Source organism: Actinotalea fermentans, assembly GCF_007991475.1.
Classification (GTDB): Bacteria; Actinomycetota; Actinomycetes; order Actinomycetales; family Cellulomonadaceae; genus Actinotalea; species Actinotalea fermentans.
This window is the reverse complement of record NZ_BJYK01000003.1, coordinates 1-20722: the sequence shown is the minus strand read 5'-3', so window position 1 is coordinate 20722 and position 20722 is coordinate 1. Positions and strand designations below refer to the sequence as shown.

Below are 20722 nucleotides of genomic sequence, written 5' to 3'. Positions count from 1 at the left end.
CCCTCCGCTCGCGGTCGGGGGCCAGTCGTGCTGCCCGGCACGATCCCGCGACCCCCGCTGGAGCCATGAACCTCACCGGAGTCCTGCACGCCCTGCTCGCCGATCCCGCCGTCGCCGAGGTCGCCCAGCGCGCCGGCGCCCGGGGCCCGCGCACGCCGCTCGACGTCGTGCTCCCGCCCGGCGCGCGCCCGCCGCTGCTCGCGGCCGTCGCCGGCGCCCTGGCCGGCCCGTCGGCGCAGGAGCCCGCGGGGAAGGCGCCCGCGGCGCAGCGGCCCCTCGTCGTGGTCACCGCCACGGGCCGCGAGGCCGACGACCTCGCGACGGCCCTGCGCTGCTACCTCCCCGACGACGCCGTCGCCGTCCTGCCCGCGTGGGAGACGCTGCCGCACGAGCGGCTCTCGCCCCGCAGCGACACGGTTGCCCGCCGCCTGGCGGTGTTCCGGCGGCTCGCCCACCCCGAGCCGGGGCACCAGGGCGCGGGACCGGTCCAGGTGCTGGTCGTGCCCGTGCGCGCGCTGCTGCAGCCGGTCGCGGGCGGCCTGGGCGACCTCGAGCCGGTCTCGGTGGCCAAGGGCGACGTCGTGGACCTGGAGGACCTCGCCGAGCGGCTCGTCGCCGCGGCCTACAGCCGGGTCGACATGGTCGAGCGGCGCGGGGACTTCGCGGTGCGCGGCGGCATCCTCGACGTCTTCCCGCCCACCCAGGAGCACCCGCTGCGTGTGGAGCTGTGGGGCGACACGGTCGAGGAGATCCGCTGGTTCGCCGTCGCCGACCAGCGCAGCCTGGCCGAGGCGCCCGACGGGCTCTGGGCGCCGCCCTGCCGCGAGATCCTCCTCACGGACGCGGTGCGCGAGCGTGCCCGCGGCCTCGTCGACCGGCTCCCGGGCGCCGCGGAGATGCTCGAGAAGCTCGCCGCGGGCATCGCGGTGGAGGGCATGGAGTCCCTCGCCCCGGCGCTGGTGGACCGCATGGTGCCCGTGCTCGACCTGCTGCCGGAGGGCGCGCTCGTCGTCGTCGCCGAGCCCGAGCGCGTGCGGCGCCGCGCGCACGACCTCGCCGCGACGACGCAGGAGTTCCTCGAGGCCGCCTGGACCGCGGCGGCCGCGGGTGGCCGCACGCCGATCGACCTCTCGCAGGCGTCGTTCGCGGACTACGGCGCGACGCGCGAGCACGCCCTCGCGCGTGACCTCGGCTGGTGGTCGCTGTCCGCCTTCGCGCTGGAGGTCGTCGACGAGGACGGGGACGCGCCGCTCGTCGTCCCGGCGCGCGAGGTGCACGCCTACCACGGCGACGTGCCCGCGGCCGTGGCGGACCTGCGCGGCCACCAGCGCGACGGCTGGCGGCTCGTCCTCGCCACCGACGGCGCGGGCCCCGCGCAGCGCATGGTCGAGCAGCTCACCGCGATGGAGGTGCCCGCCCGCAAGGTGGCCGACGTGGCCGAGCTGCCCCAGCCCGGCGTCGTGCACGTGGTGCCGGCGCCCGTGGGGCGGGGGTTCGTGCACGAGGGGCTCGGGCTGGCGCTCATCACGGAGATCGACCTGACCGGCCGGCCCGGCGCCTCAACGCGCGACATGCGCGCGCTGCCCGCGCGGCGGCGCAACGTCGTCGACCCGCTCCAGCTGCGCCCGGGCGACTACGTGGTGCACGAGCAGCACGGCGTCGGTCGCTTCGTCGAGCTCACGGCGCGCACGATCAAGGCGGGCCCGGCGGCCGGGACGCGCGAGTACCTCGTCATCGAGTACGCGAGCTCCAAGCGCGGCCAGCCCGGCGACCGGCTCTACGTGCCCACCGACCAGCTCGACCAGGTCACCAAGTACGTGGGCGGCGAGGCGCCGGCGCTGAACAAGATGGGCGGCTCGGACTGGGCCAAGACCAAGGGCCGGGCCAAGAAGGCGGTCAAGGAGATCGCCGCCGAGCTCATCCGGCTCTACTCGGCGCGCATGGCGACGCCCGGGCACGCGTTCGGGCCGGACACCCCGTGGCAGGCCGAGCTCGAGGACGCGTTCGCCTACATCGAGACCCCGGACCAGCTCGCGACCATCGAGGAGGTCAAGGCCGACATGGCCAAGCCCTACCCGATGGACCGCCTGATCTGCGGCGACGTCGGCTACGGCAAGACCGAGATCGCGGTGCGCGCCGCCTTCAAGGCGGTGCAGGACGGCAAGCAGGTCGCCGTCCTGGTCCCGACGACGCTGCTGGTCCAGCAGCACTACGACACGTTCGCCGAGCGCTACGCGCCCTTCCCGGTGACCGTGAAGGCCCTGTCCCGCTTCCAGACGGACGCCGAGGCGAAGGCCGTCGTCGACGGGCTCGCCGACGGCTCGGTGGACGTCGTCATCGGCACGCACCGCCTCATCACGGGCAGCATCCACTTCAAGGACCTGGGCCTGGTGGTCATCGACGAGGAGCAGCGCTTCGGCGTCGAGCACAAGGAGACGCTCAAGCAGCTGCGCACGGACGTGGACGTGCTCGCGATGAGCGCCACCCCCATCCCGCGCACGCTCGAGATGGCGGTCACCGGCATCCGCGAGATGTCGACGCTCGCGACGCCCCCCGAGGAGCGGCACCCGGTGCTCACGTTCGTCGGCGCGTACGACGAGAAGCAGGTGGTCGCCGCGATCCGGCGCGAGCTGCTGCGCGAGGGCCAGGTGTTCTACGTGCACAACAAGGTCAGCTCGATCGGGCGGGCCGCGGCCCGCATCTCCGAGCTGGTGCCCGAGGCGCGGGTCGCCATCGCGCACGGGCAGATGGGCGAGCACCAGCTCGAGCAGGTGATCGTCGACTTCTGGGAGAAGCGGTTCGACGTGCTGGTCTGCACGACCATCGTCGAGACCGGCCTGGACATCTCGAACGCGAACACGCTCATCCTTGAGCGCGCGGACCTGCTCGGCCTGTCCCAGCTGCACCAGCTGCGCGGGCGCGTGGGCCGGGGCCGCGAGCGCGCGTACGCCTACTTCATGTACCCGCCGGACCGCCCGCTCACGGAGACCGCGCACGACCGCCTCGCGACGATGGCGGCGAACACGGACCTCGGCGCGGGCATGCAGATCGCGCTCAAGGACCTGGAGATCCGCGGCGCGGGCAACCTGCTGGGCGGCGAGCAGTCCGGCCACATCGCGGGCGTGGGCTTCGACCTGTACGTGCGCATGGTGGCCGACGCCGTCGCGACGTTCCGCGGCGAGGCCGAGGAGCGGCCGGCCGACGTGACGATCGAGCTCCCGGTCGACGCGCACGTGCCGCACGACTGGATCGCCCACGAGCGGCTGCGCCTGGAGGCGTACCGCAAGATCGCCGACGCCGCGACGCCCGCCGCGATCGACGAGGTGCGCGCCGAGCTCGCCGACCGGTACGGCGCGCTGCCGGAGGCGGTGGAGAACCTGCTCGCCGTCGCGGACTTCCGCAACGTCGCGCGGGCGGCCGGGCTGACGGACGTGACGACGCAGGGCAGGTACGTGCGGTTCGCACCCGTCGAGCTGCCCGAGTCGGCGACCCTGCGCCTCAAGCGCCTCTACCCGGGCACGGTGCTCAAGCCCGCCGTCCGCACCATCCTGGTGCCCTTCCCGACGACGGCCCGCCTCGGGGGTCGCCCGCTCGCCGGGCAGGAGGTGCTCACCTGGGCGCGCGAGCTGATCGACGCCGTGCTCGTGGCCCCGGTCGCTGCCGGTGCCGGGGCAGGGGCGGGCGCCCAGGCCTGAGGCACGCCGGACGGTCGCCTACCATGGGCGGCGCGGGAGACCGCAGGACGAGGAGGATCCACGTGAGGGCTCGCAGGAGTGTCGTCGCCGTCGGCGCGGCCGTCGTCGCTGCCGTCGTCGCCGGGTGCGCGCCGCAGCCGGGCACCGTCGCCGAGATCGACGGCCGCACCATCAGCGAGGCGGATCTCGACCGCGTGACGGACGAGCTCGGCCCGTTCCTCAACGACGCCTCGCGGGGGGCCGTGCTGACCGCGCTCGTGCAGTCGCAGGCGGGCCTCGAGCTCGGCGAGCTGAACGACGTCGAGGTGAGCGAGGAGCGCGCCGCGGAGTTCCTGACGTCCCTGGCGAAGAACTCCGGCGTGGACGCCACCGAGTGGAGCGAGGGCTCGCTGACGATCGCGCGGATGCAGCTGCTGGGCGGGGAGCTCGCGCAGCTGCCCGACGCCGAGGCGACGACCGCCCAGTTCCAGCAGATCCTCGCCGACCTGGACGTCACGGTGAGCCCGCGCTACGGCGAGTACGACCCCGCCACCGGCGAGATCGTGGCGCTGCAGCCCGACTGGATCGTCGACCCCGCCGCGGCCGAGCCGGCCGAGTGACGGCGGACGGCGACCGGGGGCCCATGAACGGTCGCGCCGACGAACCCGCCGACACCGCGGCGGGCGCCGCCGGCGGGGCGCTGGCCGACCTCGTCGCCGTGATGGACCGCCTCCGCTCGCCCGGGGGCTGCCCCTGGGACGCGGAGCAGACGCACACCTCGCTCCTGCCGTACGCGGTCGAGGAGGTCTTCGAGGTCGTCGAGGCGGTGGAGGACGGCGACCGCGCGGCCCTGCGCGAGGAGCTCGGCGACCTGCTGCTGCAGGTGGTCTTCCACGCGCGGGTCGCGCAGGAGCACCCCACCGAGCCGTTCGGCATCGAGGACGTCGCCGCGGGGATCGCCGCCAAGCTCCGGGCGCGGCACCCGCACGTGTTCGGCGACGTCGTGGTCTTCGGCGCCGACGAGGTGCACCGCAACTGGGAGGCCATCAAGAAGGCCGAGAAGGCCCGCGCGTCCGCCCTGGACGGCATCCCGCGCGGCATGCCCGCGCTCGCGCGCGCGGAGAAGGTGGCCGGCCGCGCGCGCCGGGCCGGGCTGCCGGTCGACGCCGTCGCGGCCGCCGTCGTCGCGGAGGAGACCGCCGCTCCGGCCGCCGGGAGCGCCCTGGGCCGCCGACTGCTGGCGCTCGCGCTCGAGGCGCAGGCGGCGGGTGTGGACGCGGAGGCGGCTCTGCGCGCGGCGGTGCGCGACCTGGAACGGGCGCTGCGCGCGGTGGAGGACGGTCCCGCAGGCTGATCGTGCCACTCGCGGGTGCCCCGGCTCACTAGGGTGTCGCCAGGGGGACCGGACGGGAGGTCTCGTGGCTGTCACCAGCGCCGACGTCGCACGCGCGAGCGGGGTCTCGCGGACGACCGTGAGCTATGTCCTCAACGCCACCCCGGGCGTGACGATCTCCGACGCCACGCGCGCCCGCGTGCTGGAGACCGCCGCGCGCCTGGGCTACGCGCCGTCGGCGGCGGCGCGAACGCTGCGCGCGGGACGCAGCGACCTGGTGCTCGCCGTGCTGCCGGACTGGCCCATCGGACCGGTGCTGGACGACCTGCTCGAGCAGCTCGCGGACGTGCTGGCCGAGCGTGGCCTGGCGATGCTCGTGCACCACGGTCGCGGCACCCGCCCGATGGCGGCCCTCTGGCGTGCCGTCCAGCCGCGGACGGTCGTCGCGTTCGCCGAGCTGGCGGAGTCCGACCTGCGCGCGCTGGCCCAGGCGGGCATCCAGGTGGTCGACGCCAGCGGCGGCGCCCACGAGACCGGTGAGGACGCCCAGGCGCACATCGGCCGGCTGCAGGTGGAGCACCTCGCCGCGGGCGGTCGCCGCCGGATCGGCTGGGCGGGCACCACCGACGCGCGGCTCGCGGAGTTCGCGGCCCGCCGGCTCGAGGGTGTGGCCGGCGCGTGCGCGGGGCTCGGCCTCGAGCCGCCGGTCGCGTGCGACCTCGACCTGACCGCGGCCTCGGCCGAGCGGGCCGTCCGTGCCTGGCGCGCGGCCGGCGTGGACGCGGTCGCTGCCTACAACGACGAGGTCGGGCTGGCGGTCCTGGCCGGGGTGCGTGCGGCCGGCCTCGCGGTGCCGGACGACGTCGCCGTCATCGGCGTCGACGACGTGCCCGTGGCGGCCTTCGCGTGCCCCCCGCTCAGCTCCGTCGACCAGGCGATCGGCCGGCACGCCGCGTACCTGGCGGCGTGCACCCTGGCCGTGCTCGACGGCGGCCCGGCGCCGGCACCCCCGGGTGACCTGCACACGGTCGTCGCCCGCGCCTCGAGCGCGGCGCGCTGACGCCGCGGTGGCCCGGCCCCGAGGGACCGGGCCACCGCGCCCCACGCTCAGGGCGTCGGGTAGTCCGTGACGAAGACGGGCTGGCCGATGCGCGTGGTGTCGGCCGCCTCGCCGACGTCGTTGACCACGTGCTCGATCGTGCCCGCGGCCAGGTTGACGGTCATGACGTGGTGCAGGCGCACGCCGGGACGCTGCGGCACGGCGAACCCGCTGGTCGTGACGATCGACGGGTCGTTCTGGTTGAAGACGTAGACCCCGGCGCCGGTGAGCGAGTGCCGCTGGACGTCGTCGGCCACGCGGTAGCCGGACCAGCCGAGCGTCCCGTCGGGCTGGGTCCAGTCGGCCTGCGTCGGCGGGTCGTACGGCAGCTCGTTCTGGTAGAGCACGACCGTGCCGTCCTCGCCGTTCCAGACGGTGTTGAACTGCTGGAAGTGCTCGACGAACAGGCCGGTCGCGGTGACGCGGTCGCCGTTCACGACGACGCCGTTCGCGGCCGTGTTGGTCGCCCAGCGGTCGGTGTCGCCGTTCACGCCCTCGGTGAAGCCCTCGACGCCGTGGTCGGCCCGCCACACCCAGGTGTGGTCCACCAGGACGTCGTCGGCGTCGATGCGCAGCGCCACCCCGGTGCGCCCGACGTGCGGGCCACCCACCCGGAAGTACACGTCGCTGAGCGTGATCGGGTCCGCCGTCCCGCCGCCGCGCCGGGGTCCGTGGCCGTGCCCGTGGCCGTTCCCGTGGCCTGGGCCGGTGCCGACGACCATGAGCGCCTGCGACGCCTGCTCGCCGGCGTCGATCGTCACGCCCGCGACGACGACGCCCGGCACGTCCGAGACGACGACGGGCGTGGCGCCGTCGGCGGAGGTGAGGGTCGCGTGCCCCATGCCGAGGACGACCGTCCCGGGCCGGGTGACCTGGATGCTGCGGTCGACGTCGTACACGCCCGGTGTCAGCAGCAGGTTCTTGCCGCGCGCGAGCTGGGAGTTGATCCGCTGGACGGCGTCCCCGGGCTCGGCGACGTAGAACTCCGAGATCGGCACGGTGCGGCCGGGGGTCTGGCCGTCCGCCCACGTGATCCCGCGGGTGCCCGTCCGCGCGTCCGGCACGCGGACCTGGTAGCGGCCCCGCGCGTCGACGAACAGGTACGGCTTCTCCCGGCTGACGGGGGTCGCCTCGAGCGTCGTGTACGGCGGGTTCGGGAACGCGGCGTCGTCGGGCGCGCCCTCGACGCCCGCGAAGACCTGGTTCCACACCGCGTTCGACCACGAGCCGACGACGGAGTTGCGCGTGAGCCACTGCTGCTGCGAGCCGTTGACCACCGTGCCGAACCGCGAGTCGGCGATGAAGCCGCCGCTGGCGTACTGCGGGCCGGCGGTGCAGTAGTCCATGAGCGAGAACGCGGGCTCACCCTCGCCGGCGACCACGTCGAGCCGTCGGACCGACGACGCCTGCGAGACGGCCCAGAAGTTGGCCGACGCGCGGCACCCGTCCTGGCCCGTGCCGGAGATGTCGAGCGTGAGGTTGGACAGCGTGCGCCAGAAGTTGACCAGGGCGATGCAGTTGGGGTTGCTCGGGTCGTCGGACAGGCACCGGTTGTAGGCCTCGATCTTGCCGGTGATGCGGACGTCGGACGGCGAGGCGCCGAGGCCCGCGACCTCGGTGTCGTAGCCGACCTTGAGCTGCAGCGGCTCGGCGTCGGTGCCGTAGCTGCCGGGCAGGAAGAGCAGGCTCCAGCGGGCGCTGCCCATCTCGTCGTCGACCTGCTGGGCGTAGATCCCGTCGACGGCGGCCTGGATCTCGGCCACCGGCATGGACGGGTCGAACACGAGGACCTGCGGACCGAGGTCCGTGGTGCTCCGGCCGCGATGGCCCTCGAGGCCGGTGGCGGCCGCCGACGAGGCGGGGACCGCGAGCGCGAGGGTGACCAGGCCGGCGAGCAGGGCGGCGGCGCGGCGCCGTCGTCGAGTGGATGACGGGTGCATGCGATCGGTCCTCTCCATCGAGGCGGATCCCAGGTGACTCGTGTCACCCGGACGCGCCCCACCCTAGGAGCCGGACGTGTCGTGTCAAGAGGGCGCGAACCGGACCAGCCCGGGCGGACCGGGATGGATGCGCTCCCTCCGCGGGGGGTGACCGGTCGGGCGATCAGTCGGTGCTGCGCCGGGTGATCAAGGGCCGGTACGTGTACCCCAGAAAGCATCGGATGATTGAGGCCATAGGTCCCGGCAATAACCGGCCGGGGCCGCACTACGGTCCTGGGAGGGTGTCAGCGGTGCCGCCCGGACGAGGAGGAGCTCGATGAGGATCGGCATTCCCCGCGAGTCACGACCGGGCGAGAGGCTGGTCGCCGCCAGTCCTGCCACGGTCGCCCAGCTCACGAAGCTCGGGTACGACGTCGTGGTCGAGGCCGGAGCGGGTGCACAGGCCAGCTTCCCGGACGACCAGTACGCGCAAGCAGGGGCCACGGTCGGCGACGCCGCCGCCGTCTGGTCCTCCGACGTGGTGACCTGCGTGAACACCCCGCCGGACGACCGGGTCGAGCAGCTGCGCGAGGGCGCCGTCCTCGTCGCCATGCTCGGGCCGCAGGCGAACCCGCAGGTCGCGGAGAAGCTCAACGCCCGTGGCGTGACCGCCCTCGCGCTCGACGCCGTGCCGCGCATCTCGCGCGCGCAGGCGCTCGACGTGCTGAGCACGCTGTCGAACGTCGCCGGGTACCGCGCCGTGATCGAGGCCGCCGAGGAGTACGGCGGCATGTTCACCGGGCAGGTGACCGCCGCCGGCAAGACCGCGCCCGCGACCGTGTTCGTCATCGGCGCCGGCGTCGGCGGGCTCGCCGCCATCGGTGCGGCGAACAGCCTGGGTGCGCAGGTCCGCGCCTTCGACGTGCGGCCCGAGGTCGCCGAGCAGATCGAGTCGATGGGCGGCACGTTCGTCGCGGCGCCCGAGGCGCAGCAGGAGGTCAGCGCCGACGGGTACGCCAAGCCCCTGACGCCCGAGCAGCAGGCCGCCGCCATGGAGGTCTACGCCGCCGAGGCCAAGCGTGCGGACGTCATCATCACGACGGCGCTCGTGCGCGGGAAGGCGCCGACCACCATCACCGCCGACATGGTCGCCACGATGCGGCCGGGCAGCGTGATCGTGGACCTCGGTGCCCCCGGGGGCGGCAACTGCGAGCTCACGGTCCCGGGCAAGAAGATCGTCACCGACAACGGCGTCGTCATCATCGGCTACACCGACCTGACGAGCCGGATGCCGCGGCACACCTCGCAGCTCTTCGGCACGAACATCGTCCACCTGATGGCGCTGCTCACCCCGGAGAAGAACGGCGAGCTGACGCTCGACCTGGACGACCAGGTGCAGCGCGGCATGACCCTGTCCCACCAGGGCGAGGTGCTCTGGCCGCCGCCGCCGGTCTCGGTGTCCGCGGCGCCCGCCGCCGTGGCGGGCCCGACCGAGGAGGAGCTCGCCGAGAAGGCCCGGCTCGCCGCGGCCGCCGCCAAGCGCAAGGCCACCCGCCGCAACGTCCTGTACGGGCTCGGCGCGATCGCGTCGCTCGTCCTGCTCGCGGCGGCGGACGACGCCACGGTCCAGCACCTCACGGTGTTCGCGCTCGCGGTGATCGTCGGGTTCTACGTGATCTCGAACGTCAACCACGCGCTGCACACGCCGCTGATGTCCCAGACCAACGCGATCTCCGGGATCATCCTGGTCGGCGCCCTGCTGCAGGTCGGGTCCTCCGACGCGATCGTCTCCACCGTGGCGTTCCTCGCCGCGGCCATCGCCAGCATCAACATCTTCGGTGGCTTCCTGGTGACGTACCGGATGCTCGGCATGTTCCGGAAGGACGTGTGATGACCCTCACCTCCGTGGCGCAGGCCACCTACGTCATCGCCGCCGTGCTGTTCGTGCTCTCCCTCGCGGGCCTGTCCAAGCAGGAGACGGCGCGGCGCGGCAACATCCTCGGCATGGTCGGCATGGTGCTGGCCCTGGTCGCCACGGTGATCCTCGCGCTCGACCTGAGCGAGCGGGACGTCTGGGTGACCGCCCTGCTCATCGCCCTGATCTTCGCGATCGGCGCGACCGCCGGCACGTGGCGCGCGCGGACCGTCGAGATGACGCAGATGCCCGAGCTCATCGCCATCCTGCACAGCTTCGTCGGCCTGGCCGCGGTGCTCGTCGGCTACAACTCGTACATGACCGAGCCGGCGGACGCCGTGCACCAGGTCGAGGTCTTCCTCGGCGTCTTCATCGGCGCCGTGACCTTCACCGGCTCGATCGTCGCCTACCTGAAGCTGTCGGCGAAGATCGGCTCCGCGCCGCTCATGCTCCCGGGCCGGCACTGGATGAACCTCGGCATCCTGGTCTCGTCCGTCGGGCTCATGGCGTGGTTCATCTCGGGCAACGGCCTCGTGCCGCTCGCCGTGATGACGGGTCTCGCGCTCGCGCTCGGCTGGCACCTCGTGGCCGCGATCGGCGGCGGCGACATGCCGGTCGTGGTGTCGATGCTGAACTCGTACTCCGGGTGGGCCGCGGCCGCGGCGGGCCTGATGCTGAGCAACAACCTGCTCATCGTCACGGGCGCACTCGTCGGCTCCTCGGGTGCGATCCTCTCCTACATCATGTGCAAGGCCATGAACCGGGCCTTCATGAGCGTCATCCTCGGCGGCTTCGGCTCCGAGGGCGGCAAGGTCGTCTCGGGCGACGCCTACCAGGGCGAGCACCGCGAGATCCTCGCCCCCGAGCTCGCGGACCTGCTCGCCGAGGCGCGGTCGGTCGTCATCGTCCCCGGCTACGGCATGGCGGTGGCGAAGGCCCAGTACCCGGTGGCCGACCTGGTCTCCAAGCTGCGCCACAACGGGGTCGAGGTCCGGTTCGGCGTGCACCCGGTCGCCGGCCGCCTGCCCGGGCACATGAACGTGCTGCTGGCCGAGGCCAAGGTGCCGTACGACATCGTGCTCGAGATGGACGAGATCAACGACGACTTCCCCGAGACGGACGTCGTGCTCGTCATCGGCGCCAACGACGTCGTCAACCCGTCCGCGCTGGACGACCCCAACTCCCCGATCGCCGGCATGCCGGTCCTCGAGGTGTGGAAGGCGCACCAGTGCATCGTGTTCAAGCGGTCGATGGCGACCGGCTACGCCGGCGTGCAGAACCCGCTGTTCTTCAAGCCCAACACGTCGATGTTCTTCGGCGACGCGAAGGTGCAGGTCGAGGCGATCCTGGCCGCACTGCGCGCACGCGAGGGCGTCGCTGTCTGACGTGACCGACGAGCGTCCCCCGGTGGCCGGTGCGCCGCCGGGGGACGCTCGCGCGTCGGCGGGGCCCGACGTGGCCGCGCTGCTCGCGCGCGCCGTCGCGGCCTGCCGTCCGCCCACCCCGTTCGAGCCGAGCGAGGCGCCGTTCTGGGACGACCCGCACATCGCCGCCCACCTGCTGGCCGCGCACCTCGACGACGCCGTCGCGGCGGCGAGCCGGCCGGGCGTCGAGCTGGACCGCGCCGTGGCCGCGCTGCTCGCGCGCGGGCTCGCCGGGCCGGGCGTGCGGGTGCTCGACCTCGGCTGCGGGCCGGGCCTGGTCGCCCAGCGCCTCGCCCGCCTGGGCTGCCGGGTGACGGGGGTCGACCTCAGCGCCTCCTCCCTCGACCACGCGCGCCGCGCCGCGCTGGCCGAGGGCCTGGCGATCGACTACCGCCGGGTGGACTTCCGCGAGCTCGGTGACGTCGCCCGGTACGACCTCGTGCTGCAGTCCTACGGGGAGCTCTCGACGTTCGCGCCGGACGTCCGCGACGACCTGCTCGCGCGCGTGCGGCGGGCGCTGGTGCCGGGCGGGGCGTTCGTGTTCGACGCGTCCCGGCCGCGCCACCACCCGCCGACCGGTCGCCGGTGGGAGGCCTCGCCCGGCGGCTTCTGGCGGCCCGGCCCGCACCTGGTCCTCGAGGAGCGGTTCGTGACCCCGGCGCCCGACGGGACGCAGGTGGCCTGCGACCAGTACGTGGTGGTGGACGGCACCGGCGAGGCCGGCGGCGTGACCACGTACCGCATGTGGTTCCACGACCACACGCCGGCCTCGCTGACGGGTGTGCTGGAGGCGGCCGGCTTCGTCGTCGAGGAGGTCTGCGGCTCCCTGGCGGGGGACCCTGTCACCGACGACGGCGAGTGGCTGGCCGTCGTCGCGCGCACGGGCTGAGCAGCGTCCGCGCGGGGCCGCGGGTCGCCGGCGCGCATGCACGGTGAACACCGGGTGTCGGACGCCGAACGTCCTGCCGCGATCCGCCGCCGCGTGACTAGGCTGGTCGACGGCCGGTTGACGACGACCGGCGGCGAGGCGCCCAGCCACGTCATGCGGGAGCACGAGTCGGCGGGCGACCTGACCAGCCATCCGAACGCCAGCGAAGGAGCACCCGTGGCCACAATCGAGGCCGTAGGCGCCCGCGAGATCCTCGACTCGCGCGGCAACCCCACTGTGGAGGTCGAGGTCGCCCTCGACGACGGCACGATCGCCCGCGCCGCGGTGCCCTCGGGCGCCTCGACCGGCGCCTTCGAGGCGGTCGAGCGCCGCGACGGCGACAAGGGCCGCTACCTCGGCAAGGGCGTCCAGGACGCCGTCGCGGCCGTCATGGACGAGATCGCCCCCGAGCTCATCGGCTTCGAGGCCAGCGAGCAGCGCCTGGTCGACCAGGCGCTCATCGAGCTCGACGGCACCCCGAACAAGGGCAAGCTCGGCGCGAACGCCATCCTCGGCGTCTCGCTCGCCGTGGCGAAGGCGGCCGCGGACTCGGCCGACCTGCCGCTGTTCCGCTACGTCGGCGGCCCGAACGCGCACGTCCTGCCCGTCCCGATGATGAACATCCTCAACGGTGGGTCGCACGCCGACTCCAACGTGGACATCCAGGAGTTCATGATCGCGCCGATCGGCCCGAGCACCTACCGCGAGGCCCTGCGCACCGGCGTCGAGGTCTACCACTCGCTCAAGTCCGTGCTGAAGGCCCAGGGCCTGAGCACCGGCCTCGGCGACGAGGGCGGCTTCGCCCCGAACCTGCCCAGCAACCGGGCCGCGCTCGACCTGATCCTCTCGGCGATCGAGAAGGCCGGCTTCAAGCCGGGCGAGGACGTCTGCCTCGCGCTCGACGTCGCGGCGACCGAGTTCTTCAAGGACGGCGCCTACCAGTTCGAGGGCAAGGCCATGTCGGGTGACGAGATGATCTCGTTCTACGAGAAGCTCGTCGCCGACTACCCGCTGGTCTCGATCGAGGACCCGCTGTCCGAGGACGAGTGGGCCGACTGGGCCAAGCTCATGAACGTCGTGGGCGACAAGGTGCAGATCGTCGGCGACGACCTGTTCGTCACCAACCCCACGCGCCTCGCCCAGGGCATCGCGGGCAAGAACGCCAACGCCCTCCTGGTCAAGCTGAACCAGATCGGCACGCTCACCGAGACGCTCGACGCCGTCACGATGGCCCAGCGCGCCGGCTTCATGACGATGACCTCGCACCGCTCCGGCGAGACCGAGGATGTCACCATCGCCGACCTGTCCGTCGCGACCAACGCCGGCCAGATCAAGACCGGTGCCCCGGCCCGTGGCGAGCGCATCAACAAGTACAACCAGCTGCTGCGCATCGAGGAGGAGCTCGACGACGCCGCCGTCTACGCCGGCGCGAGCGCCTTCCCGCGCTGGAAGCGCTGATCGTCAGCACCCAGCAGCACCTGCACGACGACGCGGGGCCCGGCCACATCGGCCGGGCCCCGCGCCCGTCCCCGGCCGGCGCCCGCCGCGCCGGGCCGGGGTGGCTCCCCGGCCTGCCCGGAGGCTCGGGGCACAATCGAGGCATGTCCCGTCGTCCGCCCTCCCCGGTGCGCGCGCGCGGTGACGCGCCCCGCGGCGGCAGCGCGCGCGGCGGGGGAGCGGGCCGGCCCGCGCGTCGGCCGGTGGCCGCCGAGTCGCGTCCCGTGCGTCTGGCGCGCGTGCTGTCCGTGCGGGCGATCGTGCTCGGTGTCGTGCTCCTCGCGGGGTTCACGCTCCTGTTCCCGACGGTGCGCGCCTACCTCGGCCAGCGTGCCGAGCTCGACGCGCTCGCCACGCAGGTCGCGCAGGCCGAGGCGGACGAGCAGTCGCTGCAGCGTGACCTGGACCGCTGGGAGGACCCGGCGTACGTCGCGGCGCAGGCGCGTGAGCGGCTGTCGTACGTGCTGCCGGGCGAGACCGCCTACCGCGTGATCGACCCGGAGGTCGTCGTCGAGCCCGAGGAGGACCCGGCCGACCCGACGTCGGAGGCCGGGCCCACCCTGCCGGTCGGCGGCGCCGTGAACCCCTGGTACACCACCGTGTGGGAGTCCCTCGAGGTGGCCGGGACCGCCCCGGTCCCGGCGCCGGAGGACGCACCGGAGGCCACGCCGTGAGCGATCCGAGCCTGCCCGACGGGGCGTCCCTCCCGGAGGGCGTGGAGCCGCCGACGGCGGCCGACCTCGCCGTCGTCGCCCAGCAGCTGGGGCGCGAGCCGCGCGGCGTGGTCGCGGTCGCGGCCCGGTGCGTGTGCGGGCGGCCGATCGCGGTCCGCACCGCGCCCCGGCTCCCCGACGGCACCCCCTTCCCGACGACGTACTACCTCACCGCACCCGGCGCGGTCGCGGCGGTGTCGCGGCTGGAGGCCACGGGGACCATGCGCGAGATGAACGAGCGGCTCGCCGCGGACCCCGAGCTGGCGGCGGCGCACCGCCGTGCGCACGAGGACTACCTCGCCCGACGCGCGGAGCTCGGCGCGGTGGCGGAGATCGAGGGCATCTCGGCCGGCGGGATGCCGGACCGGGTCAAGTGCCTGCACGTGCTGGTGGGTCACGCGCTCGCGCGTGGGACGGGCGTCAACCCGTTGGGCGACGAGACGCTCGCCCTGATCGCCGACGAGTGGTCGCCGGCGGTCTGCCGGTGCTGAGGGTCACGCCCGGGGCGTGAGCGCGGGCGAGCTGCCGGTCGCGGTGGTGGCAGGCTTGCGCGCATGGTTCGCGTGGCAGGCATCGACTGTGGCACCAACTCCATCCGGCTCCTCGTCGCGGACGTCGACGAGCAGGGCAGGCTGACCGACCTCGACCGCCGGATGGAGGTCGTCCGGCTCGGGCAGGGCGTCGACCGCACGGGTCGCCTCGCCCCGGACGCCCTGGAGCGCACGCTCGACGCCGCCCGCCGCTACGCCGCGATCTGCGCGGAGCTGGGCGCGGAGCGGATCAGGTTCGTGGCGACGTCGGCCACCCGCGACGCCGAGAACCGCGCGGACTTCGTGGCCGGCGTGCGCGACGCGCTGGGCGTCGAGCCGGAGGTGATCGAGGGCGTCGAGGAGGCCTCGCTCTCGTTCCGCGGCGCGACCAGCGTGCTCGCCGGCAAGCACCCCGGGCCGTTCCTCGTCGTCGACATCGGGGGCGGCTCGACCGAGCTCGCGCTCGGCACCACCTCCGTGGTCGCGTCGCACTCGATGGACATGGGCTGCGTGCGGCTCACGGAGCGTCACCTGCACTCCGACCCGCCGACGCAGGAGGAGATCGCGGCGGCCAGCGCCGACGTCGTCGCCGCTCTCGACGCCGCCGCGCGCGAGGTGCCCTTCGGGCGGACGGCGACGCTGGTGGGGCTCGCGGGCTCGGTGACCACGGTGACTGCCCACGTGCTCGACCTCGACGAGTACGACCCGCACGCGATCGACGGCGCCGTGCTGCCCGTCGACAAGGTCCTGGTGGCCTCGCGCGAGCTGCTGACGATGTCGCGGGCCAAGCGGTCGCGGCTGCCGTTCATGCACCCGGGCCGCGTCGACGTCATCGGCGCGGGCGCCCTCGTGTGGTCCGACGTCGTCTCGCGGGTGCGGTCGGAGGTCGGCATCGCGGGGGGCCGGCTGCGGTCCGTCGTGGTCTCCGAGCACGACATCCTCGACGGCATCGCGCTGAGCGCGGCCGAGCGCGGCTGAGCCCGCGGCGCTGCCGCGCTCGGGCGCCCCGGGGCCGACAGGCGTCCCGGAGCCGTGGAGGTGGGTGCCCGACACGCGGTACTCGCGTCCCTGCGCTACTGCGCGGTGCGCGGTAGCGTGCGGTTCGCGGGAGCGCGGGAGGGGCGCTCCCGCGCCGACGGGCCACGGCGGGCGCTGCGGCCGGGGGAGGAGCGCGATGGACACCACCCAGCTGCTCAAGGGGGTGCTCGACCTGGCGGTGCTCGCCGTGGTGGCCCGGGAGGACGGCTACGGCTACGACGTCGTGCGCCGGCTGCGCGCCGCCGGGCTCGAGGAGGTGGGCGAGGCGTCCGTCTACGGCACGCTGCGCCGGCTCTACTCCTCCGGCGTGCTGACGACGTACGTCGTGCCGTCTGACGAGGGCCCCCACCGCAAGTACTACGGGATCAACGCGCAGGGCCGGGCGATGCTCGAGGCCCAGCGCAAGGACTGGCACGCGTTCTCGACCACGCTCACCGACCTGCTCGACGCCGAAGGAGGACCCCGATGACCGCTCCGACGATCGGCAGCGCCGTGCTGGACCACGTGCGCGCCTACGCGGCGCAGGTCCGTGCCCATCTGGCCGACCTCGCTCCCGAGCAGGTCGAGGACCTCACCGACGGTCTCGAGGCCGACCTCGCCGAGGCGCTCGCCGACGAGGCGGCGCCGGTGGTCACGGGGGAGACGCCCGTCGTCGGGCCCGGTGCCGGCGGGGGAGCCGGCGAGGCGCAGGTGCTCGACCTCACCCGCCGCTTCGGGCCAGCCGCCGCGTACGCCGCGGAGCTGCGGGCCTCCGCAGGCCTCGGGGAGCCAGCCGGGGGCGGGTCGCGGCGCCCGCGCCTGCAGGGCCGCGCGGTGGCGCGTGCGCGCCGGATCGCCGGGGGTGTCCGCACCGCGGTCGAGGACAGCATCCGGCCGGCGCTGGACACGCCTGCGGGCCGGACCGCCGTCGGCCTCGCGGAGCTCTGCCGGCCGCTGTGGTGGGTCGTCCGGGGTTGGCTGTGGTTCGTGCTCGTGGTGCGGGTGCTGGGCGTGCTGCGCTGGGGCGGCGTCCCGCCCGAGGTGAGCGTGCGCGACTTCGTGCCCGCCTCGCCCCTCGGCTGGCTGGTCGCGGGCGCGGCGATGCTCGCCTCGCTCGAGGTGGGGCGCCGGCGCCTGGCGCGGGGCACGTGGTCGCGCCGCGCCGCGCTCGCCCTGAGCGTGGCCGCCGTCGTCTCGCTGCCCTGGGCCGTCTCGACCGTCTGGGGCCGCGTCGACGGTGCCGGTGAGGCGGTGCAGTACGTCCCGTACGAGGTCGAGGTCCCGGTGCCGGCGGAGCCCGAGGACGGCGTCTACGTGGGCGGCATGCTCGTGAGCAACCTGTTCGTCTACGACGCGGCGGGCAACCCGCTCGACCGGGTGCAGATCTTCGACGACCGCGGACGCCCGGTGCGCACCACCTACGACGGCGGCTGGCAGCTCTGGTCGCTGCCCGGCGTCGCGGAGCCGTGGCGCTTCGTGTCCGCGACCGACGCCGACGGGCGCGCGCGGTGGAACGTCTACCCGCTGCAGGGCGCCCCCGGGGCCGCGTGGGACGAGGACGGCGCCGGACCGACCCTCCTCGAGGGCGAGGCGCTGCGCACGCCGCCCCCGCCGTTCGCGAAGGCTCCGGCGCTCGGGCCCGCCGATGGCTGAGCGTCCCGCCCTGCTGCCGCACCCGCGCGTCGGGGGTGCGTTCGCCTCGCCCGTGCCGCCGGGGTCGGGCTGGCCCGGGGACCCGGCGGGGCCCGCGACGCCCGTCGCGCAGGCTCCCGACGACGTCGCTCGCCTGGCCGCGGCGGCGCCCGATCTCGCGACGCTCGGGGCGGCGTCGTCGGTGTGCCGTGCCTGCCCGCGCCTGGTCGCGTGGCGCGAGGACGTCGCGGTGACCAAGCGGCGGGCGTTCGCCGACCAGCCGTACTGGGGCAGGCCGGGGCCGGGGTTCGGTGACCCGGCGGCGCGCCTCCTCGTCGTCGGGCTGGCGCCGGCCGCGCACGGTGCCAACCGGACGGGTCGGCTCTTCACGGGGGACCGCTCGGGCGACTGGATCGTCGCCGCGCTGCACCGCGCCGGGCTGGCGTCCCAGGCGACCAGCGTCGACGCGGCCGACGGGCTGGAGCTGCACGGCGTGCGCATGGTCGCCCCGGTGCGCTGCGCGCCGCCGGACAACGCCCCGACGCCCGCCGAGCGGGACACCTGCCACCCGTGGCTGCGGCGCGAGCTCGAGCTGATGCCGCAGGTCCGTGCGGTCCTGGCGCTCGGCGCCTTCGGGTGGGCCGCGTTCCTGGCCGCCGCGCGCGGGTTCGGCTGGGCCGTGCCGAGGCCGGCGCCGCGGTTCGGTCACGCCGCCGTCGCGACGCTCGCGCGGCCGGGCGGCGACCCCGTGCGCCTGGTCGGCTGCTACCACGTCTCGCAGCAGAACACCCAGACGGGTCGCCTGACCGAGGCGATGCTCGACGACGCCGTCGCGACGGCGTGGCGGGCCGCCGTGGGGGGCGAGGGGGCGGCGGGGTAGGGCGGGGCGGGGCACTGTTCGCCCGGCGCGGAATGGGCCGCGAGAGGCTTGTGAAGGTTTTCACATGCGCCTACCGTGTCAATCGTGACCGCTCCCCGTACTGCCCTGGCCGACCTCGCCGACCTCACCACCGCGGACCGCCGCCCGACGCCCCAGCCGCGTCCGCGCAGGGTGCCGCGCATCGTCATCCTGGGCGGCGGGTACGTCGGCTTCTACACGGCGCTGCGCCTGCGCAAGCGGCTCGGTCGGCGCGAGGTCGCGATCGCGATCGTCGACCCGCGGTCCTACATGACCTACCAGCCCTTCCTGCCCGAGGCCGCCGCGGGCTCGCTCGAGCCGCGCCACGTGGTCGTCTCCCACCGCCAGGCGCTGGACGGGGTGGACGTGCTCAACGGCCGGGTCACGCAGGTCCGGCACGCGCAGCGCACGGTGCGCATCGCGCCGGAGGTCGGGCCGGAGTACGAGATCGCCTACGACCACCTGGTCGTCGCGCTGGGGTCCGTGGCCCGCACGCTGCCCATCCCGGGCCTCGCGGAGCAGGGCATCGGCTTCAAGACCGTCGAGGAGGCCATCGCGCTGCGCAACCACGCGCTCGCGCGGCTCGACGCGGCGGCCTCCACCTGGGACGCCGACGCGCGGCGCCGCCTGCTCACCTTCACGTTCGTGGGCGCCGGGTTCGCGGGCGTCGAGGCGCTCGCCGAGGTCGAGGACATGGTGCGGGCGGCCGTCGCGGACGGCCGCTACGAGGGCGTCAGCGCCGAGGACCTGCGCTTCGTCATGATCGAGGGCTCGACGCGCATCCTGCCCGAGCTGGGGGAGGAGATGGGCGGCTACGCCCTGGAGCAGCTGCGGGCCCGCGGTATCGAGGTGCACCTGGCGACCTTCCTGTCGTCCTGCGTCGACGGCCACGTGGTGACGTCCACCGGGGTCGAGCTCGACTCCGCGACCATCGTGTGGACGGCAGGCGTGAAGGCGAACCCGGTCCTGGCCGCGACCGACCTCCCGCTGGACGACGCCGGGCGCGTCCGCGCGCTGCCGACCCTGCAGGTCGTCACGGCCGACGGCGAGGTGGTCGACGGTGCCTGGACCGCGGGTGACTGCGCGGCGGTGCCCGACCTGACCAACCCCGGGGCGCTCTGCTCCCCGAGCGCCCAGCACGCCGTGCGGCAGGCCCGCCACCTCGGCGACAACCTGGCCCGCCACCTGCGCGCCGCCGCCCCGACGCCGTACCGGCACAAGCACGTCGGCACCGTCGCCTCCCTCGGCCTCGGCAAGGGCGTCGCCCAGGTCTACGGGGTGAAGGTCCGCGGCCGCCTGGCGTGGTTCATGCACCGCACGTACCACGTCGCCCAGATGCCGACGCTGAACCGCAAGGTCCGCATCGTGCTGGACTGGACCCTCGCGCTCTTCTTCCGGCGCGAGCTCGTCGCGCTCGGCAGCCTGCACGAGCCGCGGGCGACGTTCGTCGAGGCGGCGACGGGCCCGCGCGTCGTGCGGACGGCGGCCTGAGGCCGACCTGACAGGATGGGCCGGCCGGGCCGCGCCAGGCGGCGCGCCCGGCACGGCCCCCGTAGCCCAATCGGCAGAGGCAGCCGGCTTAAACCCGGTCCAGTGCAGGTTCGATCCCTGCCGGGGGCACCCGTGAGGCGCGCCGTGCGCGCGCGCCGCTTCGTCTCCGCGCCCGTGCCTACCCGGCTCGTCGGCTGAACCGCTCACTTTCGCGATCGGGCCGAAACTCTCGCCGTCCCGAGCGCGGCGAGAAGTTGATCTTGTGTGATCCGGGACACAGGTGGGTCGAAGGTCCCGGCGCGGTCGCGTGGGAGCGCGGCCGCTCTCGTAACGATTTGATGACAAGGCCCTGACCTGCGGTTTTCGCTCGATCGGGGCATTGTCGTCCGGAAGGGGCGGCCCCTACTGTGGCGCGCAACCCGGGCACCTTGCGCAAAGGAGCGGCTATGAGACGCCCACGGATTCTCGAAACTTTCGGCGCAGGGGCACTTGCTCTTGCGGTCGTCGCGGCACCCGTCATCGGTGCCGCCCCGATCTCCACGGCCGAGGCGGCGGTGGAGACGGTGCTGTCGAGCACGTTCGACACGGCTGACTACTCGCCGTGGTTCGGTCGGGGCATCGGTGGCACGGTGCTCGCGCAGGAGACCGCGGA

General features: G+C 74.5%; 17 protein-coding genes and 1 tRNA gene. 17 read left to right on the top strand and 1 reads right to left on the bottom strand.

What is annotated here, in order from left to right; all coding sequences use genetic code 11:
* The first annotated feature begins 65 nt into the window (after positions 1 to 65).
* The 4 genes from mfd to AFE02nite_RS07220 all read left to right on the top strand — a co-directional run bounded on the left by mfd (position 66) and on the right by AFE02nite_RS07220 (position 6067).
* A complete protein-coding gene (mfd, locus tag AFE02nite_RS07235) occupies positions 66 to 3695 on the top strand; it encodes a transcription-repair coupling factor (RefSeq protein ID WP_146819350.1) in 3630 nt (1209 codons plus the stop codon).
* Positions 3696 to 3757: 62 nt separating this feature from the next.
* The gene (locus AFE02nite_RS07230; RefSeq protein ID WP_034248504.1) at positions 3758 to 4294 is read left to right on the top strand and encodes a hypothetical protein; all 537 of its coding nucleotides are present in this window, start codon (positions 3758 to 3760) and stop codon (positions 4292 to 4294) included.
* 23 nt (positions 4295 to 4317) lie between these two features.
* Positions 4318 to 5028 (top strand): MazG family protein, encoded by a 711-nt coding sequence (locus AFE02nite_RS07225; RefSeq protein ID WP_034248507.1) that lies wholly within the window; start codon positions 4318 to 4320, stop codon positions 5026 to 5028.
* A 64-nt stretch (positions 5029 to 5092) separates the two neighbouring features.
* Positions 5093 to 6067 carry a LacI family DNA-binding transcriptional regulator gene (locus AFE02nite_RS07220; protein WP_146819349.1) on the top strand — a complete coding sequence of 325 codons (975 nt, stop codon included), beginning with the start codon at positions 5093 to 5095 and terminating at the stop codon, positions 6065 to 6067.
* Positions 6068 to 6114: 47 nt separating this feature from the next.
* Here the strand turns inward: AFE02nite_RS07220 and AFE02nite_RS07215 are convergent, their stop codons facing one another.
* Complete coding sequence (locus AFE02nite_RS07215) at positions 6115 to 8046, bottom strand: hypothetical protein (RefSeq protein WP_034248405.1); 1932 nt, start codon at positions 8044 to 8046, stop codon at positions 6115 to 6117.
* Positions 8047 to 8362: 316 nt separating this feature from the next.
* Between AFE02nite_RS07215 and AFE02nite_RS07210 the strand changes: the two genes are divergently transcribed.
* The 13 genes from AFE02nite_RS07210 to AFE02nite_RS07150 all read left to right on the top strand — a co-directional run.
* Complete coding sequence (locus tag AFE02nite_RS07210) at positions 8363 to 9916, top strand: Re/Si-specific NAD(P)(+) transhydrogenase subunit alpha (RefSeq protein ID WP_034248403.1); 1554 nt, start codon at positions 8363 to 8365, stop codon at positions 9914 to 9916.
* Positions 9916 to 11325, top strand: a complete 1410-nt coding sequence (gene pntB, locus AFE02nite_RS07205) for a Re/Si-specific NAD(P)(+) transhydrogenase subunit beta (protein ID WP_034248402.1) — start codon at positions 9916 to 9918, stop codon at positions 11323 to 11325. The genes AFE02nite_RS07210 and pntB overlap by 1 nt, the downstream gene beginning before the upstream one ends.
* A gap of 1 nt (position 11326) precedes the next feature.
* Entirely contained in the window at positions 11327 to 12253 is a 927-nt protein-coding gene (locus tag AFE02nite_RS07200) for an SAM-dependent methyltransferase (protein WP_146819348.1), read from the top strand.
* A gap of 216 nt (positions 12254 to 12469) precedes the next feature.
* A complete protein-coding gene (gene eno / locus AFE02nite_RS07195; RefSeq protein ID WP_146819347.1) occupies positions 12470 to 13750 on the top strand; it encodes a phosphopyruvate hydratase in 1281 nt (426 codons plus the stop codon).
* 143 nt (positions 13751 to 13893) lie between these two features.
* Positions 13894 to 14463, top strand: a complete 570-nt coding sequence (locus AFE02nite_RS07190; protein WP_261765525.1) for an FtsB family cell division protein — start codon at positions 13894 to 13896, stop codon at positions 14461 to 14463.
* Complete coding sequence (locus AFE02nite_RS07185; RefSeq protein ID WP_407643088.1) at positions 14460 to 14993, top strand: DUF501 domain-containing protein; 534 nt, start codon at positions 14460 to 14462, stop codon at positions 14991 to 14993. Before AFE02nite_RS07190 ends, AFE02nite_RS07185 begins: the two co-directional genes overlap by 4 nt.
* Before the next feature lie 63 nt (positions 14994 to 15056).
* Positions 15057 to 16010 carry a Ppx/GppA phosphatase family protein gene (locus tag AFE02nite_RS07180; RefSeq protein WP_034249291.1) on the top strand — a complete coding sequence of 318 codons (954 nt, stop codon included), beginning with the start codon at positions 15057 to 15059 and terminating at the stop codon, positions 16008 to 16010.
* A gap of 196 nt (positions 16011 to 16206) precedes the next feature.
* Positions 16207 to 16539, top strand: coding sequence for a PadR family transcriptional regulator (locus AFE02nite_RS07175; RefSeq protein WP_034249289.1), 333 nt, complete (start codon positions 16207 to 16209; stop codon positions 16537 to 16539).
* Complete coding sequence (locus AFE02nite_RS07170; protein ID WP_146819346.1) at positions 16536 to 17702, top strand: hypothetical protein; 1167 nt, start codon at positions 16536 to 16538, stop codon at positions 17700 to 17702. The genes AFE02nite_RS07175 and AFE02nite_RS07170 overlap by 4 nt, the downstream gene beginning before the upstream one ends.
* On the top strand, positions 17695 to 18561 hold the full coding sequence (locus tag AFE02nite_RS07165; RefSeq protein ID WP_146819345.1) for a uracil-DNA glycosylase: 867 nt from the start codon (positions 17695 to 17697) through the stop codon (positions 18559 to 18561). The genes AFE02nite_RS07170 and AFE02nite_RS07165 overlap by 8 nt, the downstream gene beginning before the upstream one ends.
* An 84-nt stretch (positions 18562 to 18645) precedes the next feature.
* Positions 18646 to 20070 carry an NAD(P)/FAD-dependent oxidoreductase gene (locus AFE02nite_RS07160; protein ID WP_407643086.1) on the top strand — a complete coding sequence of 475 codons (1425 nt, stop codon included), beginning with the start codon at positions 18646 to 18648 and terminating at the stop codon, positions 20068 to 20070.
* Between the two features lie 55 nt (positions 20071 to 20125).
* Positions 20126 to 20199 (top strand) — tRNA-Leu (locus tag AFE02nite_RS07155).
* A gap of 317 nt (positions 20200 to 20516) precedes the next feature.
* Positions 20517 to 20722: hypothetical protein (locus AFE02nite_RS07150; protein WP_146819344.1), on the top strand; the 206-nt coding region annotated here is incomplete at its 3' end.

Coding starts and splice junctions, on each gene's coding strand:
- mfd (WP_146819350.1), top strand. CDS start 66: ATGAACCTCACCGGAGTCCTGCACGCCCTGCTCGCCGATCCCGCCGTC.
- AFE02nite_RS07165 (WP_146819345.1), top strand. CDS start 17,695: ATGGCTGAGCGTCCCGCCCTGCTGCCGCACCCGCGCGTCGGGGGTGCG.
- pntB (WP_034248402.1), top strand. CDS start 9,916: ATGACCCTCACCTCCGTGGCGCAGGCCACCTACGTCATCGCCGCCGTG.
- AFE02nite_RS07225 (WP_034248507.1), top strand. CDS start 4,318: ATGAACGGTCGCGCCGACGAACCCGCCGACACCGCGGCGGGCGCCGCC.
- AFE02nite_RS07190 (WP_261765525.1), top strand. CDS start 13,894: ATGTCCCGTCGTCCGCCCTCCCCGGTGCGCGCGCGCGGTGACGCGCCC.
- AFE02nite_RS07210 (WP_034248403.1), top strand. CDS start 8,363: ATGAGGATCGGCATTCCCCGCGAGTCACGACCGGGCGAGAGGCTGGTC.
- AFE02nite_RS07175 (WP_034249289.1), top strand. CDS start 16,207: ATGGACACCACCCAGCTGCTCAAGGGGGTGCTCGACCTGGCGGTGCTC.
- AFE02nite_RS07180 (WP_034249291.1), top strand. CDS start 15,057: ATGGTTCGCGTGGCAGGCATCGACTGTGGCACCAACTCCATCCGGCTC.
- AFE02nite_RS07215 (WP_034248405.1), bottom strand. CDS start 8,046: ATGCACCCGTCATCCACTCGACGACGGCGCCGCGCCGCCGCCCTGCTC.
- AFE02nite_RS07170 (WP_146819346.1), top strand. CDS start 16,536: ATGACCGCTCCGACGATCGGCAGCGCCGTGCTGGACCACGTGCGCGCC.